General features: G+C 60.7%; 8 protein-coding genes, 1 tRNA gene and 2 pseudogenes. 3 read left to right on the forward strand and 8 right to left on the reverse strand.

Annotated features, from left to right (window positions below; translation table 11 throughout):
* Nucleotides 1-11: 11 nt before the first annotated feature.
* From NH448_RS15345 to NH448_RS15365, 5 genes are read right to left on the reverse strand one after another with little or no spacing between them, the layout of a single operon-like run.
* On the reverse strand, nucleotides 12-2,114 hold the full coding sequence (locus tag NH448_RS15345; protein WP_253028982.1) for a DUF262 and DUF1524 domain-containing protein: 2,103 nt from the start codon (nucleotides 2,112-2,114) through the stop codon (nucleotides 12-14).
* Between the two features lie 33 nt (nucleotides 2,115-2,147).
* Nucleotides 2,148-2,588 carry a hypothetical protein gene (locus NH448_RS15350; RefSeq protein WP_253028983.1) on the reverse strand — a complete coding sequence of 147 codons (441 nt, stop codon included), beginning with the start codon at nucleotides 2,586-2,588 and terminating at the stop codon, nucleotides 2,148-2,150.
* Nucleotides 2,585-3,751 carry an AAA family ATPase gene (locus NH448_RS15355; protein ID WP_253028984.1) on the reverse strand — a complete coding sequence of 389 codons (1,167 nt, stop codon included), beginning with the start codon at nucleotides 3,749-3,751 and terminating at the stop codon, nucleotides 2,585-2,587. Before NH448_RS15355 ends, NH448_RS15350 begins: the two co-directional genes overlap by 4 nt.
* A gap of 35 nt (nucleotides 3,752-3,786) precedes the next feature.
* Nucleotides 3,787-9,084, reverse strand: a complete 5,298-nt coding sequence (locus NH448_RS15360; RefSeq protein ID WP_253028985.1) for a hypothetical protein — start codon at nucleotides 9,082-9,084, stop codon at nucleotides 3,787-3,789.
* Nucleotides 9,084-12,053, reverse strand: a complete 2,970-nt coding sequence (locus NH448_RS15365) for a DEAD/DEAH box helicase (RefSeq protein ID WP_253028986.1) — start codon at nucleotides 12,051-12,053, stop codon at nucleotides 9,084-9,086. Before NH448_RS15365 ends, NH448_RS15360 begins: the two co-directional genes overlap by 1 nt.
* Before the next feature lie 328 nt (nucleotides 12,054-12,381).
* Here NH448_RS15365 and NH448_RS15370 point away from each other — a divergent pair, with 328 nt between their 5' ends.
* From NH448_RS15370 to NH448_RS15380, 3 genes and pseudogenes are all read left to right on the forward strand, one after another.
* Entirely contained in the window at nucleotides 12,382-14,280 is a 1,899-nt protein-coding gene (locus NH448_RS15370) for an AAA domain-containing protein (RefSeq protein WP_253028987.1), read from the forward strand.
* 251 nt (nucleotides 14,281-14,531) lie between these two features.
* A pseudogene (locus NH448_RS15375) lies at nucleotides 14,532-15,043 on the forward strand (IS481 family transposase); the annotation flags it as partial.
* Nucleotides 15,044-15,045: 2 nt separating this feature from the next.
* A pseudogene (locus tag NH448_RS15380) lies at nucleotides 15,046-15,246 on the forward strand (integrase core domain-containing protein); the annotation flags it as partial.
* 447 nt (nucleotides 15,247-15,693) lie between these two features.
* Here the strand turns inward: NH448_RS15380 and NH448_RS15385 are convergent.
* From NH448_RS15385 to NH448_RS15395, 3 genes are all read right to left on the reverse strand, one after another.
* A tRNA-Ser gene (locus tag NH448_RS15385) sits at nucleotides 15,694-15,781 on the reverse strand.
* Between the two features lie 164 nt (nucleotides 15,782-15,945).
* A complete protein-coding gene (locus NH448_RS15390) occupies nucleotides 15,946-16,548 on the reverse strand; it encodes a YiiD C-terminal domain-containing protein (protein ID WP_045993705.1) in 603 nt (200 codons plus the stop codon).
* A gap of 6 nt (nucleotides 16,549-16,554) precedes the next feature.
* Nucleotides 16,555-17,115: a nitroreductase gene (locus NH448_RS15395; RefSeq protein WP_045993706.1), complete on the reverse strand. Its 561-nt coding sequence runs from the start codon at nucleotides 17,113-17,115 to the stop codon at nucleotides 16,555-16,557.
* Nucleotides 17,116-17,223 lie beyond the last annotated feature (108 nt).

Consider the following 17,223-nt stretch of genomic DNA (forward strand, 5'->3'; position numbering starts at 1 on the left):
TGCCGCTTTTCTCAAGACAGCGCCTGTTCGTAGGCCTGCTGGATGATCGGCAGGACCACCTGGATATGCTCTTCATTGGAGACCCAGCTATAGACGCCGCTCAAGTTGCCATGGCGGATATAGCTCCACTGGTGGGTCGGATCGACAGTTTGCGCCAGCTCCGGGTCAAGCTCTTCCTGTTCGACGGACATGATGAGCCCCAGGTAACCCGAACGGGGAACTACCTGAAGAAAGCCGCTTAGGGTGTAAAAGGTCACGTTCTTCTTGCTTACGATGGGTGTGATATCGTCGCCCATGGCCAGCACCACTTCCTGCAAGGCGTCATAGAGCTTCACATTACCCTTCCCAAGAACCCCCTCGATGTCATACTGGTTTGAGCGTGCCTGACGGTCCCTTAACTCGTACTCGGCAACCAGCTTGCTATCGACATCCAGCGCAGACCAGATATTGAGCGCCTTTTTGACCAGCTCCTCACCGCGCTCCCGAATCTGTGTCTCGGTCCATACACCCTGATCTTTCACATAACGGTTGAGGCGAAGCGGACTGTCATTGAATCCGTTTTCAATCGACTTTTTCTCCTCGAAACTTTTATCGCTGTACTCCGGGTTGTATCCGGTAAGCGTCAGATTTCCGAGCCGGTGAACCCACTTCTGCTGAACTTCCCGCCAGCCGTCACCCAGCATATTCTGCCAGTCGACACGAAGATTTTCATTTTGAGGCATGATGTGCTCGATCGAAAAGTTGCTCGTATCGATCTTCTCCTTGCTGCCTCTATTCTCAATATTTGACAGCAGAAACTTGAGGATGCGCAGCCCATAAAGCTCATGGTTTTTCAGCGCATACTCGAACTCTGAATTTGATGGGAATCGGCTGTTACGCCTGAAGCGAGCCAGTGCCACCATGAGAGTTTCGAGGGGCTCCTCTAGATCAAGCTGCTGTGCCAGATTAGCAAAGATATTACCAAGAGAGCGCGTCTGCATTCCGCAGACCTGACGCCTCAGCAGGTAGCTTTCCAGATAGCCAACTGCCTGGATAAAATCAGATTTATTTAACGTGCTTTCTCCACCATGAGGCGAATAGGCCTCGTACAAGCGCATAACGGTAGGTGACACGACTTCTGCCAGTGAGCGAAGCCGCTTAAAGGCTTCCAACAGCGGCTTGTCTTGCTCTGCACCAAACATGAAGGCAGCGTGACAGCGCGCGAGCTTCAGCAATCGCTTTAGCGCCTTCTCAGCGTCCTGCTCCTCCAACTGCTCAGAGAACCACACCTTGAAAGTAGTATAGACATCCTGGGATCTAAGCAAGGTGCTGCTGCCGGTTTCCAGCGTCAGGAAGTCCTGCATGAAGCGATCAAATCGGTAACTTCCTTCGCTTCCGAAAAGCTGCTCCATTGGATACCAGTATTCAAGATACAGCCGGGTCTGCGCTTCGTACTGCTGACGCATCAACACATAGTTTCGAATGAGATCGGCTTGGCTAAGGTCCACCCCGGTCGAGTTCAAGCTCTCGAAGATGGCCTGCGGGTCGTCCTGCCCCTGTTGCAGCACAACCTCAACGACCTTGAGTTTCTGAAAACCCTGAAAAACCTTTTCGATTGACTGGATATCAACGAGCCATTCACAAAACAACTGAAAATTTTCTACAACATTTTTGCTCAGATTTTTCTTCGGGATCTTCCCATCTATCAGAGCACACAGAGCTTCGCGATCTCCCTTGGTCAGCAGCAGTTTATAAACGGCCTCGTCTTGGCCATACTCGTTGGTGAGGAAGTACCCGCGAATTGCCTTTAGAGGCGTCATGCCAACCTTTTCCATGCCGAGCTTAGCGGCTCGGCTGGCCAAGGCAGCCATGAGAAGAGTGACGGTTGTGAGGCGCTGCTGGCCGTCGATCACCTGCCACTGGGGAATACTTGCCATGGTATGATGGTTAGGAATAAGAACTACAGAGCCAGTGAAATGGCTATCGGTACGCTGGGACGCTCCAGCACGCAAGATGTCCTGGAATAGCTGCTGGCAATGCGGCTCTTTCCAGCTGTATTTGCGCTGAAATATTGGAATCAGGAACTGCTTGGGTCCCTGAATCAGCTGGGTAAGAAATACGTCTCTAGCCTGCATCCTGTGCAACCTCGTCTTCTTTGAAATCAAACTCTACAACGTCAGCCGCTTCTCCGGCTTCAGCCCCAGCTGTGCCAGGGCGCGTGACTGCTTGCTGCCGGGGGTGATGGCATACTTGCCTGAGGCGATCCAATGGAACCGGTGTGGCTTCAACTCCCGGAGGGCGGCGGTGCGCAGCCACTGCTGCAGCCAGCTCTTCTTGCTGCGCATCTCGGCAACCGACGAGGTATGGGCTGGGTGCACCTCGATGAAGTGCAGGGTAGCGTCATGGGCCACCACATAGTCCCAACGGGCGGCGTTGGGCTGGGTGCGCGCCATGGCCCTGTCGATATCGGCACTGCCGTGGCACTGCCGCGTGTCGCGCAGCGATACCCGTTTGCGGTCTTCCGCCTTCAGTGCCTGAAGGCCCGGGCGATAGGCGCCATTTCCCAGGTCGGCCTCTATCACCTCGGGAAAGGTATCCTGCAGGCTCATTCATCGCCCCCCTGCATCACCCGGCTGATCACCTCGGAGGCTCGGCTGCTGAACAGAGTAAGGCCACCCCAGTCGGCGACCAGGTCGTCGTCATCCAGGGGGTCGAGGGAGGATATATCCCGCGTATTGACGCCACCGCTGGCTTCCGGGTGGAAGTAGAAGCTGCGCAGGGTCTTGTCGCCCAGCACCGAGCCGAATACCTCACGCATACCCAGCGAGTTGGGCAGGTCGAAGAGCTCCAGCAGGTCATCCACGCCACCGTGCTGCTGCAGGGTGCGAATCGCCCAGGCGGCCTCCAGCAGCAGCGGCGAGTGGGTGGAGATCACCACCCGGTAGCCGCGGTGCATCAGCTCCAGGCAGATCAGCAGCACCGACTGTATCGCCTGTGGGTGCAGGCCCATCTCCGGCTCCTCGATGATCACCCACTCCACGCCCTGGCGGCGCGCCGCCCCGGCCGAGGGCATCAACCAGTAGAGGCTGAACAGCAGCGGCATGAACTCGCGCTGCCCGGCGGACCAGGCCATATAGGGCAGCGTGGCCTCGCCGACGTTGATGACAATGCGCTTCTTGAGGTCGTGGACCTGCTGAGAGACGCGGGCGCCATGGAAGATGCTGGCGTCGATACGCTCGCGCAGCACCTCCTTGAGACGGCTCTTGATCGGGAACAGCTGGTTGTCCTTGCCGCCCAGCCCTTGCTCCATCAGGCGGCGCAGCTTCTCGCTGAAGCTCTTGACCACAAAAGGGTCCAGCGCCTCGAAGCTCTCGTAGCTGCGCGGGCGCCCCTGATCCAGGGTCAGCACGCGCTGGGCCGGCACGAAGAACACCGACTCCTCCTCGCGGGCGTTACTGCCGCGCAGGGCTTCCAGCTCGGCGGGCTTACCGTCCAGCGCCACACGGGTCTGCTCACTCCAGATGCCGCCCATGCCCTCGCCGAACATCAGGGTCAGCAGCGGGTCGCTGTTCTCACCGTGAGCATCGGCTTCGTAGCTGTAGCCGTAGCGCTTGAGCGTCTTCACGATGGGGCCGTGGTCCTGCAGCAGCTTGAACAGCTGCAGGAAGACGCTCTTGCCGCTGGCCTGGGGCCCCACCAGCAGGGTGAGGTCGCCAAACTCGACCTTGGCACGGTCGATCTGGGCCAGATGTTCGACGCTTAGCTGTGTCATGTCGGCTGCGCTCTCTGTTCAGTCATCACCTCAGCTTACTCCGCCATGGCCGGGGCCTCAGCCTCGGGCAGCGTAATCCCCAACCGCTCGGCGAACACGCGGTAGGCGGTGCGGTAGTCTTCGATGCGATCGACGTGGCGGAACGGCGGATAGAAGGTGCGAGTAATGGCCTGATTGCCGTTGTCGATCTCCCAGCTGACGGTCAGCGGGGAGTTGCCGTCATGGTCGGCGCGGGCGTCGCGGAGTTCCTTGCCACCGGCATCCTTGCGCTTGGTATTAGGCAGGCGCTGGCCTCGGGCATCGTATTCATCCACCTTCTCGTACTCCACCAGGGCAGAAAACTGCACGGAGTAAATCTGGATCAGCTCGTCCACCGTCAGACCAAAGCCCAGGGCAAGAAGCACGTCCAGCTCAAGTTCGGCCTGTCGCCTATCCAGGTCGGAACGGAAAGCCACCTCACGGCTCCAGAGGGGCGAAAGTTCGGACCAATTTTTTGCTCCAGACATGGCGAAAGCATCTTGCCTGAATCCGTCCTCAAACAGGTCATGCCACAGCTCAGCGTAGTGGTTGGTCAGGCAACTCAACCGAAGCGCCCTAACTTTAATATTTGGCCAGTAAGCTTCCTCGACCAAGGGAAACGGTAGAAGAGTGTTGGCATATATATCACTTCTTCCAGCAACCCTGATCAAGAAGTCATGCAATAGGGAAAATGAATGCCCACCAAAAATCGCCGCCATAGCCGAATCATTGAATGTCAGCGATATTACGGGGTTAATATGTGTTATCCCCGGCGGCATAACTGCAGGTATCAGAGTCCGCTCATTGGCAGGCTGCCCCCGCCGACGGTAAACCAATCGTGGTTGAGCTGTCAGCGGCTTCGGCAGCCACTCCATGTCGTCCTTTTGGGGCGCCACTTGCTCAAGCCGCACATCCCCGAAGCTACGCGTAAACGCCTGGGCGTTGCGCTCCAGGCCGTAGTGCTTCAGCCAGCGAATCGCCCCTTCCACGTCCCCCTCCCAGCGGGAGAAGAACCCGAACTGACGGGCTGTGCGGGCACCGGAGCGTGACGTCTCGATACCATAGCGCTTCAGCCGCTCACCCAGCAGGGCCTCAAAGGCGGCCACATACTCATCGGCGACGGGCCAGAAACCGGGCTGCCAGCCGCTATCGGTTTTGGTCGGTTTCTGCGGCTTGGGCCATTCAGGAATGGCATTATAGAAGGCGGTGAGGTCGCCATTTTCGTCACCGGGACGGTAGACGGCACGGGGCAGGTAATCGCTGGGAATAGTCTCCAGGTCGATGATGGCATCGTAGTGCCCATTGGCCGTGCAAACGGTGCGTGGCGTCTTGTTAAAGGGGTTACCCACATAGAAGTGCGGGCCGGACACTACCCACTCGTTGGCGCTGGCAGGCTGAAAGCTGGGCTCCTGCTGGCGGGTGATCATGCCATCTCGCTGTGCGTTGGCCTCGTGGAGCATTTCCGTAGCCATGTACTGCCCCTTGAGATCTCCCAACCGACTTGGCGCCTTGGCGAACTTTTCCAACACCTTGAGCAACGGTCGGCTATGCACCTGGGGGAGGCGTGCCTGAAGCGGCGGAGTCTCGGCCTCCTCGAAGAGCCTGACGAAAAGCCCTAGCTCTCTTTCCGTGATGTTCAGGATACGCTCGGGATGACCCCGTGTTTCCCAACCACCTTTGTCATCCTTAAATCCCGGTATTGGCTGAACACTTTCAACAACAGCTTCAGATCTTTCGACTGTGGTGGGATCCGCCAGATTAGAAATATTGAAAAAACTGACTTCCCCAGGCTCCCCAACAAAAACATTGATGCTAAACCGTTCCTTTGCATCCACATCAGAAAACAACGGAAGACCGTTGTGGTGCTGGTAGTGTGCCCTTAGCCTTGGATAGTAGGCCTTTCTAAGCTTCCCGCCATTTGGGTCATCAAACACTCCTTCCGGATGCAGCAGCCCTGCAATCCCATACTCTCCCAGCAGCCCCCAACTCCGCTCGATAAAGTTCTTGTAGAGATTGGTCTGCACCCCCGCCAGCGACGGGTAGAGCGTGGCATCGTTGAGGAAGACGTTACTGCCCTCCCCCTGCTCGAAGGCGGTGCGATAGGTCAGGCGGCGTTGCTCATCCTGGAGCAGCTTGGGCCGTTCGCGGTTATAGGTGGCAGACTTGGCATCGCGCACGCCCAACAGCGGCTCGAACTCGCTGAGCAGCGGCGCATCCTTCCATGTCACCTTGAGCCAAGGCGGATTACCGAACATCAGGTCGAAGCCTCTGGGCTCTGGCTTGTCTTCCAGCTGCGGCCCCAGGATCTCGGTAAAGATCAGCTCCCAATGGTGGTAGTGCTGCTCGGCGGCCGTGGCGCGGCCGACGCCGAACCAGGGCACCAGCTCACTCAGGTGGGCGGCATCGGGCAGCTGGGCCTGGCTGGCCTGGAACAGCGCCTCCAGGTCGATATCCTCGCCGAGCTGGATATCCAGCATGGCGCGGGTGGCCAGGTCATCGGTACCGATCCCCAACAGTACCTCGGCGGCGGCCAGCCAGGCCTCGCGGTTGGGCAGCGCATCGGCCTTCTCCAGCGGCCAGAAGTAGAAGCTGCACCAGCTGTCCATCAGCAGGCGCAGGCGCTGAAAGGCACCGGACTCGGCCTCCAGCTTCGCCTTCAGGCGTTCCTGATGGCGCAGGCTGGGGCCGGGACGCAGGGCTTCCACGTCATTCTGTGGAGTGGGCCAGACGCTGGCGGTACAGGCGGAGTGGGCCAGCGCCTGGTGACGCTCGGCGGCGTAGTCGGCCCACAGCGCGTCGATGCGCTCGCTCAGCGCCTCAAGGCGTGCCAGCTCCTCCGGAGAGAACTTCTCCTTCACCTGGTGGTTGCGCCACTGCTTGATCTGCTCGCACTCCTCCGGCCAGTGCTGCTTCATCAGCTTGTCGGTGGCAGTAGGCGCCATGTCCTCGTCCCACACCAGGAAGTGGTAGATCTCACCGGGCTGGCGGGCCTCGCCGGGCTTGAGCTGGCGCGGCACCTGGGCGTTCTTGCCGTAGTGCTTGCCGGCCCCCAGCTGCCCCTTGCTCCATACGCTGCGCCGGGCGCCGATCAGGCTGTTGCCGGCGCGCAGGCGCAGGCCGAACCAGGGTGTGGCCGCGGGCCGATGGAGCGGCTGGCTGTCCTCGCTACCGGCGACTTCCTGCAGGCGGTGAATGGTGGCCAGCCACAGCGAGAGCGCCCCCAGCTCCACCGCCACCGGGTTGAGGTCGACCCCGTAGACGTTGTGCACGGCGATGTAGTGGCGCACCCGGCGCAGCTCGTCCTCGTAGTCGCTGGGGTCGATGCTCTGGCCGAGCTGCTTGGTCTTGAGATCCAGGTAGCGGTGCGCCAGCTGGTCGATGGCCTCCACCAGGAAGGCCGCCGAGCCCATGGCCGGCTCGCAGACCTTGAGCGACAGCACCTCGTCGGCCTGCTCGGGCGTGAACTCCTTCAGGCGCTCCTTAAGGGCCTCCTCCACCAGGGTGCGGGTAAGTACCTCCGGCGTGTAGTAGGAGGCACTGTTGACGCGGTCGACGCCGTTGAGGTGGAGGATGAAACTTCCCGTTTTGTAATAGCGCGTCTTTTTCGTGCGATGCTCCAGCACCACCTCGCCATGTTTGAAGTCATCCTCACGATGGCTTGGTACAAACCAAGTAGCCACCTTGGGATCCACGGCATTATCAAACATCGGCTTGATGGTCTTGCCCTGCTTGATCTGCTGGTGCACCTGGATGAGGTCTTCGGTGGCGAAGAACCCCTTGTAGGAGAGCAGCCCCTCGTAGACCGAGCCGAGCTGCACGATGCCAAGCTCGGCGTAGTTGATGCGCCCGATCCGCTTGCTCTGCTGGGTGGTGCCGAGACTCAAGCAACGGATCACCCCGTGGAGAACCCGATTGGGCAGCTTGACGCGGCTGAGAAGCGGCGTGGCGGCGGGGTCGAATAGTGTGGCCGTAAGCGGTTCGATGCTGAAGAGCTTGCCGGGGGTGTAGCCGTCACGGCGGCCATCGGCCTGGCGGGGTTGGGCCTCCTCAAGCGCCAGCTGCTCGCCGCCGGGGCTGCCGAACAGGCTCGCCTGGCTGGGCAGGCGGCCGAACTGCGGGCTATCGCTCTCGTCATCCTCCTGGGCCAGGCCCTCGCGGGCCGGGTCAAAGCCCTCGTAGATCAGCTGGAAGAGCCTCTCCAGGTGCTCGGCGATGTAGGTGCCCTGCTCGGTGGTGGTGCCGGGCTCGTTGGCGTCCACCAGGTCACGCAGCGCCTCCAGGCTGTAGCCCAGGCGGTAGACGTCGTCGTTGATGGGCAGGATGCCCAGCTCGCCACCTCGGGCCTCGGCGTAGAAGCAGAACAGCAGGCGGTAGACATAGATCAGCGCATCGTGGCGCAGCTGCTCGGCGTTGATCTCGCGGCTGCCGTCGGGCAGCGGCGCCTCGCGCTCGCTAAGCTGGCGATAGCCGAGGTTGCTCTGGCGGCGTGCTTCCACCCAGCCGTTGGCGATGGCCTGGATGGCGTCGCGCACCGCGCCCTGGAGCTTTTCCGAGACGCCGTGGGTGCTCTTCAGGCTGCCCTCGCGCAGGCGCTCGTGGAGTACCTCGTCGCTCTCGCCCTGGGGGGAAAGCGCCTCGATGGAAAGCAGAGCACAGATCGCCTGGAAGGTCTCGGCCTGGCGGCGGCCGTAGGCCTCCTCCAGGTCGATCCACAGGTAGCGCCCCTGGGCATAGGTCTGGGCGTCGAACAAGTAGACCCGGGCGCCGGCCAGCAGCATCGCCCAGCGGGGGGCGTCCTCCTGCTTGAAGAGGAGCGCGATGGCCTTCTCCCAGCTCTCCTGCAGGGTGGGCAGCTCCTCGACCAGACGGCTGGGGGCCTGCACCGGCTGCTCCAGCGGCTCCTCCTCGCTGTCACCGCCGGAAAGGCAGAACGGCGCCTGCAGGATCACCAGCCAAGGGCGGTTATGGCGGTTGAGGCGCAGCAGGGCCGGCAGCTGTTTCTTCTCAGTGGGCAGCTCCAAGGCAAAGGGCTCGGGACGATAACCCAGGGCATCGAGCAGTGCCGGGTGCCAGGCATCCAGTTCCTTGACGCCGGCGCGGCTGCGCAGCTCAGGCTCGGAGAAGTCAAGGGCCGCAGTCTTGGCCTTGAAGTAGCTATCGCCCAAGGCCGCCAGGCGGCGCGGGGCGGACTGGCTGCCCTCGTCTTTCCAGGCCTTGGCCTGCTCCCGAATGTCCTTGGCGAAGCCGTTCTTATCGGCCAGATAGTGGGCGGCGTAGTAATCGCCAACGTTCTTGATTGCGTTATCCAGCGCCATCACTTAACTCCTTCCACGACCAGCACCAGCCGGGTGGTGGGCTCATCCGTCGCCCGGTAGTGGGCTCCCATCCAGTGCTCCTTGCGGTCCTCCAGGTATTTCTCCATCTCCTCACGCTTGTTGCGCAGCTGGGTGGCGCGCTTGCCCTCCGGCGGCAGGCCGGCGAGCTGCGCGTCGATGCGCGCAGCCCAGCGGGAGAACCAGTCGTCCAGTCGTTGGGTTTCCTCTTCCACACGCGGCCAGATCTCGGCACGACGCCGATCTTTAAGATTCTTGAGGTGATAGAGGCTCTGGTCGACCGCCGAGCCCAGGAAGCTTTTCATCAGATGCTCGGGCAGACTGCCTTGCTTGCCGGTGTTGGTGAGCTGGTCGAACTTGACCTCGGCCAGCGCCTCCTTGAGCGGACGAACGCGGAACCTGCCGCCCTTGCGGAAGGAGACCGCATGGGGGTCGACGATCAGCGGCGTACCCGCCCGGGAGCTGACCTGGCCGACGAAGCAGAACAGCAACTCGCCAGGCTCCAGCCAAGGTGAGGTGATGAGCGGTGCCTCGCCGCGGGCCTGGAGCATCATCAATCGCTCGGAGAGCCACTTCATCACCGGGTGCTGTTCGGTCAGCAGCAGCTCGCGGGACCACTGGCCCTTTTGAGCAAGCGCAGCCTGGATGGCGGCATTGGCTCGTTTGGAGCTCTCGGTGAAGAAGAGCTGCCTCTCTACCGGCCAGGCCTCCTCGGGAATCGCCGAGGCACCATAGACCATCTCGCTGTCTACCCAGGGGGCGCCCAGGCGACGGGCCACTTCGCGCGGCGGGGTAAAGATCAGCTGCTCGGCAGTCTTCTCCAGGCCCGGCCAGTCTCGGTTCTCCGCCTGCAGGGTTCGGTAGCCGTCTTCGAGGAACTCGGCATTGCTGAGCAGACGAATGCGCGAGTTGTCTTTCACGCCGGTCGGCTCCTCGGCGTCGGCAGCGGCTGTCTCGCCGTCGTCATCCCCGAGCAGGAAGTCGAGGAAATCGTCATGCCCCTGGGCCGAGGCGTCATGCAGCAGGGATTCGAGCTCACCGGCCTCGCCGTTGCCGCCCGCCTCCAGTTTCTGCAGCAGGGCCCCATCGCCGCGCACGATGCCTTCGCCGATGGTCTCCTCCTCGCGCTTGGCGTCGTAGAGCTTGAGCACGCTCTCGCCGGTGCGGGTGGAGCGGTTGATCTCCTCTACCTTGTCGACCAGGCGCTGGAAGATCTCGCTGTCGCCCTCCAGCAGGCCCTCTCGGGTCTCGACCATCAGATAGCGGATGATGGGCGGATACTTCTGGCCAAAGCGGTCGATACGACCGTTGCGCTGGATCAGGGTGATGATCGACCAGGGCAGGTCATAGTGGATGACGTGATGACACTGGTGGTGCAGGTTAACGCCTTCCGAGGCGACATCGGTGGCCAGCAGCAGGCGCACCTCGCTGGTGCCGGTGCCGAAAGACTCCACCGCGGCGGCCAGAGCGCTGTCGGACATGCCACCGTGGATGGCGGCGATGGTCTGCTTGGCCTGGTCCTGCTCCTTGTCGGAGAACTTGAGCTTGAAATGACGAGCCAACGCCGGCGCCAGGGCCTGCTGAGTCACACGACTTTCGGTGAACATCAGCAGGCGCGGGCTATCAGCCCCACCGTCCCAGCCCATGGCCTCCAGCTCCCGCACAAGCGCCTTGAAGCGGGCGCTCTCGGTGATGGACAGCTGCTCCAACTGGCGAGTGAGGAGTGCAAGCTCCTCGATTTCGGGGGAGCCGGGATCCTGGCGCTTGATCTGCGCCAGACGCTTGCTGGCTGTGGAGAGGCAGGCCTCGGGGCTTGAGAGGAAGGCCTTGTACATGCCCCAGCTGACGATGGCCTGGCTCTCGATCTCCTTGTCGAGCACCCGTTGACGAATATGCGCCAGCTGATGGTAGACACCCTCCTCGGCCTCGCTGGCATGGGCGGTGGTCTGCTCCAGCGGCACCACCTGGCGCTCGGAGAAGTTGCTGCCCGCCTCGGCCTTCACGTCCTCCTTGAAGCGCATCAGGAAGAAGGGAGCGATGTCTCTTGCCTCGTACTCCTGGAGATTGGGGTCCGGCACCGCGGAGGGGTCGAGCAGGCTGATCAGGCGGCCGAAGGTCTCGCGCTTGCCGTTATGGGGCGTGGCGGTGGTCAGCAGCATGCTGTTAGTGCGCCGCGATAGGCGCCGCGCCAGGCGGTAGCTGAGGTGGCGCTCTGGATTGCTGCCGCCGGAGACGTTATGTGCTTCATCGATCACGACCACGTCCCAGCGGGTATTCTCCAGGAAGTGAGCGTAGCGGCCGATGTCCTTGAGCGTATCGATAGAGATAATGATGCGCTGGTAGACCTCGAAGGGGTTCTTGGAGGCCGGGATCTTGAGCTGCAGCTTGGAGAGCGCATCGGAGTCCATACGGACCAGCGGCAGGGCGAAGCGGTTCCACAGCTCCGCCTGGAACTGCGAGAGCATCGACTTCTTGGCCAGCACCAGGATGCGGTTGCCCTGCCCTCGCCTGATCAGCTCGCTAAGGATCATGCCAACTTCGATGGTCTTGCCCAGCCCCACCTGATCGGCCAGTAGCAGCCGTGGACGCAGCTGGTGGAGAGCCCGGTGCACTGCCTCCTTCTGGTAATCCATGGGCGTGAAGGCGCCCATGTCCTCGAAGTGGGGGGCCGGGTCTGTCAACGGCATCTGGCGCAGCTGGGCTTCGAGAAACAATCGGGAGCGTGAATAGCCGTTGGAATCGTCACGCACCAGGGCCGTCTCGCGCGGGTTGACCTCCTTGATGCGGTCCAGTTGGGTGAGGAAGGCGGCCTCGTGGCCGCGGTTGAGATCATCCACCCCGGTACAGAAGACGATCTGGTGCTGATAGCTGCCCGCGGCATCCACCCGCGAAACGAGCCACTCCGCATCGCGACACACGACGCGCATGCCAGGGGTAAAGACACTGCCCATGCTGTTCCTTCCTTGTCCGCTGCGTAACGGCCCGCCGAATCTCGGCAGAGTCCAAGCTCTGAGCCCTTCAGGCCATGACCGCACTTCGTGTTATGGGCTGAATCATACTCAGCCGACTTTGCTTTCATCCTAACGGCTCACACGGGTAGGTGCAGCCCTTGTCGCCACTACCATGGCCGCAGCACCTGACCATACTGTCGGTACCCTACGACATGCGGTGTCGCACCGTACAACAGGCGCCGACTTGAGGGGGCTCTGTCACGGCTGATACAACACCAGGACAAGAACAATCGGTTGGGACGACGGGAATCAGACGCAGGGAGACAGTATGGGGCAGCTGACACAGATCCGTGAAGCCATCCGGGTGGAAGAAGATGCCCAGCGCAGCACCTACATCTTCAAGGTGGCACGGGCAAGACGTATCAGTGGGCGCATCGCCGTGGTCAAGGTGACGGCAGAAGATGACCGTCGCAATAGCGACACCCTGAGCGAAAGCCTGGAAGGAGCCAATACCTGGTGGCCGCTGGATGGGCCGCATAACGGTGAAGCGAGGGTGCTTTCGGTCTTTCCCGAGGACAACGAGCTGCACATCACCGCCGTCAGGGGTGACTTGCCCGATGAAGAGAGCCGACTGCGAATCTACCCGCCCAACTTCATCGAACCGGTACGCCTACTCTACTACGACCAGCGCTACCAGGAACTCGGCCTCACCATACTGCGCTCCCTGGATAGCCGGCCCCCTCAGGACGAGCGAAGCCTGCCCAACCCGGCCCCCCTGACCCTTCGAGCCCAGCAGCGTGAAGCTCTGAAGCTTCCCTATCGCAGCCACTCCCTGCTCATCGGCCCACCCGGCACGGGCAAAACTTACACTCTGGCAGCGATCCTCGCTCAATTCCTGATCCATGAGCCAGAGCAGCGCGTCCTGCTGATCTCCAACAGCAACGCCGCCGTGGATGATGCGCTGGTAAAGGTGGACGAAGCACTGGAAAAGTTGGGCGACGGTCAGCGCAAATCACGCTCGGTACGCATCGGCAAGAACTTCACCATGGCTCGCCATGAAGGCCGTGAACACCTTCTCCCTTCTAGCCAGGAACTCACAGACAAGCTGAAGACGCTGGAAAAACGCAAGCCGGAGCAGCGTGATGCGGTGGGTTACGACAGTTGGCTGAACCAGTATGAGAACGTTCGCAAGGAGATCGACGATCACACCAAAGCCCTGATGCAAAAGCGTCAGCTGGTGGCGACCACGGCGGCCAGCGCGAGCTTCCGGTTTGAAGCGCTCTATAGCCGATTCGACCTGGTGGTATTCGATGAGGCCAGCCAAGTTTCCCTGTACCAGACGATCGCCTTGTTGCCGCTAGGCAGGCGATATCTGTTCTGTGGTGATGACCGCCAGCTGCCGCCGGTCTGTGTCGCTCACCAGAACACACAAGCCCAAAGGTGGGTGGGAAAGTCGATCTTCAGCAAGCGAGAGAAGTTTCCCTCCTCCTCCATCATCCAGCTAGATGAGCAGGATCGCATGGTGCCCAAGATCTGCAAGCTTATCAGCGAGCAGTTTTATGCTGGGAAGCTGAAGACAGCTGACCAAGGGAAAGGAGAGGTCCGCAAGAAGTGGCACATGATTCGCAAGAGGCTGAACGCCACCTACCAAAGACCCATTGAGGTGGTGCTGGTTGAGGGGGCGGCGACCTGGAGAAAGCGCTTCATGGGTGAGGTGCGAGACGCATCTGCTGACAAAGCGATTGAGATTTATCAGGCGTTGAGGGAAGAGCGAGAGAAGCTCGAGTCTGACATCATGATCCTGGCACCACTTAACTCCCAACTTCGCCTGATACGCCAGAAAGCGAAACAGGCTGGCATAAACGGCATTCCTTGCACGACCATCCATAAAGCCCAAGGGCAGGAATACCACACAGTAGTTATCGACGTGATCAACCTATCAGGGACTAACAAGTTTCTCTCAGAAATATTATCCAAGGAACTGATCAACGTCGCCTTCAGCCGAGCCAAGGCTAGGTTGATCATTCTTGCCCACGAAAGTGACCTCGAGTCGACATACATCAGGGCTGCCTACCAAGCCAGCCAACCACAGCCACCAAAAAAGGACTTTTTCATTCCCGAAGGGACCCCCGACATTCAAGCGCATGCTCCGATTGGCGACCACAATATCAACACGGTTAAGGGGAAGCGATTCAGCCTGACGCTCAAAATGGTAATCAAGTTCTGATCGAGCCTGTCAGGCTCAAGGACCGTTTCCTAAACGTAATAGTGTATCCCGAAGAAAGGGAGGCCAGTTACGCCCTTTCCATCGTCAATGGCGAGTAAAAGCCACCTATCAATACATCCTTTCCGGAGATAAACGATAAACTCCTAAGCCAAAGGTTAAGAGTAGTATCTCGGATGTTCAATTGACCCATCGGAGCTATCCTTTGATAGCCGCCCGAGGGCTTCTCCGTCAATTCATCCAGGAGCATTGCCGTGGACATCAGGCTTCATAAGCAAGCCGCTACAACCCCGAAGATCCGCGCTGAGATCCAGGCGGCTCCCGCTCACATTACCGATACGGTGCTGGCGGAGCGCTTTGGTGTCAGTGACATGACGATACGTCGGTGGCGGCACCGCGATGATGTCTATTATCGCCCCCACACCCGTAACAATCTCAAGGCAACGCTCAACCACGAGCAAGAAGAGGTGCTGATTGCGGCACGCAATTTCTTCGTCTCGGGCTCGACGACCTGCTCGTCGTCGCCCGGGAGTTCTTGCACCCCACGCTATCCAGAGCGGCACTCCACCGGATGTTGAAACGCCGCCAGGTGCTCACCTTGGCCCAATTGGCTAAGAGGGATCAGGAGGGCAAGAAGGAAACGCTCAAGCCCTTTCGAGACTAAGGACCGGGCTACCTCCATATCGATATCAAGTATCTGCCGCAGATGCCTGATGAGACGCAGCGCCGCTATCTGTACGTTGCCATCGACCGAGCTACGCGCTGGAACAGCACGGGTTCCAGGCCTTGATGAGCCGCAAGGGGAACTGCTGGGACAATGCTGTCATGGAGCGCTTCTTCGGCTCACTGTAAAGCGAATGGCTGGCTGGCCAGCGATACTGGAGCCGACAGGCCGCACGCAGGGACGTGATCGAATACATTGAGATGGAGTACAACAGCTGCCGGCTCCATTCAACCCTGGGCTACTAGACGCCGAGGGAGGTTGAATTGGCAGGTGCGGCTTGAAAATGTGTCCGCTCTAACTTGACCAGAACAAAGAATATGACAGTCATATTTGAGAATATTGAACGGACCTCCCGGGAGGAGTCCTCCAAGTCGCGGCCCGCTGTCTCACCCTTGATGACCTCGATCTTTCATGCATGCTGATATTCAGGTACCAAAGGGCATAGAAGACGAAATTGATCTCTGGGCCAAGGGTCGGCTACAGCCGAGGAGTGAGAGAGCACCATTGACGTTGCCGAGGGATAGGCTGGCACCTGTCCACGGCCCGCCGCCACAGCTGGTGAAGGAGGGCTCAAGGGGCTGAATGGCGCGGCCTCCCATAACAAAATCGCCTGGGGGACTGAGTGGGGGGGGCTGGGGGTGAGCAGAAATAGAAAAAAGCCGCTGATTTCTCAGCGGCTTTCTCAAATTCTGTGGCGGAGGGGGAGGGATTCGAACCCTCGAAGCCTTTCGACTTACACACTTTCCAGGCGTGCTCCTTCGACCACTCGGACACCCCTCCGCATTGTCATCCCGAGAAACATGATGCCCGCGTTGCGCGGTGCTTATCCCTCAAGACGGCGCATACTTTATCGTCTTAAGTTCTCGATTGCAAGCCGTTTTTCGGCTTACACCAGATTCGTCGCGTGGCAGCTCAAGACCTGATGGCGAAGCGGCGCGATGGCGTCAGCGTGCTGCGATGGGAGGTTCGCTGGCCAGCACGGCGTAGTCACCCCTGGCTTCCAGGCACAGGGTGTCGCCGCACCACAGCTGCTGGACCAGGGCTATGCGCCCCTTGCCGCGTTCCGCCAGGCGCTGCTCCAGCGCCGCTTCGGCGCCTGTTTCCCTGCCGACCTGCCCGGCACTACCCTGCCCTGCCGCACCACTGGCATCAACGTCTGCAGCACTGCTCACCTCGGGTCGGCAGATCAGGCGGTAATCGCCGGTCACCGGTGCGAGAAAGCGCTGGCTGGCCTCGGCCACCACCACGTCGCGGTTGTAGCCTCGACGTCGCAGCCACAGGGTGGTCCAGCACCAGCCGAGCAAGGTTGTCTGGGCGGCCAGCGAGCCGCCAAAACCGGTGCCCTTGTCGTTGAGGTTCGGGGTCAGGGCAAGCTCCCAGCGCAGCGACTCCTTGTCGCGCGCCATGCGGGTGATGCCAAGCGACCCGACCAGGGGGATGGCCTCACCCAGCCAGTCGAGAAAGGCCCCGGGGTCGTCCTCGCCTCCCTCGGGCGGCAAGACGGGTCGAGGGTGGGCCGTGCCAACGCGTCTGATCAATTCATCCATGAGGGGTTAGTCCCAGCGCTCGACAAAATCCTCACTATCGTGACAGGCGATGGGCTTGTGGCGGCCACCGAGCTGGCCGATGTAGATAAAGGCGACCAGTTCGTCGTCGTCGCCGAGCCTGAGGCCCTTGCGCACGGTGTCGTCGAAGGCGTACTTGCCGCTGCGCCACATGGCGCCGAGCCCCAGGGCGTGGGCGGCCAGCAGGATGCCGTGGGCAGCGCAGCCGGCGGAGATGACCTGCTCGATCTTCGGCACCTTGGGCACGTCCGGGTCCACCTTGGCGACGACGCCGATGATCATGGGTGCGCGCTTGGGTTTCATTCGGGCGCTGTTGAGGCACTCGTCTGTCGCCTTGGGGTCTTCGCGAAATTCGGCCTCGGCGAACAATTCACCCAGGCGGTCGAGCCCCTCGCCGGAAAACTCGATAAACCGCCAGGGTCTGAGCTCCTTGTGGTCCGGTGCGCGCAGAGCGGCGCAGTAGATCGCCTCGAGCTGCTCACGGCTGGGGGCCGGTCCCATCAGCTTGCCCATGGAGCTGCGCTCGTGCAGCAGTGTCATTGCATCCATCGTGTCACTCCAGAGGGCCCGAGCCCTGTCACTGTTCAGCGATCGAGAATTCTTCGCATTACCCTACCAGATCAGTCGGGTATTGTCTGTGGCGCTATCGCCCGTAGT

Source organism: Halomonas sp. OfavH-34-E, from assembly GCF_024124525.1.
GTDB classification, from domain to species: domain Bacteria; phylum Pseudomonadota; class Gammaproteobacteria; order Pseudomonadales; family Halomonadaceae; genus Halomonas; species Halomonas litopenaei.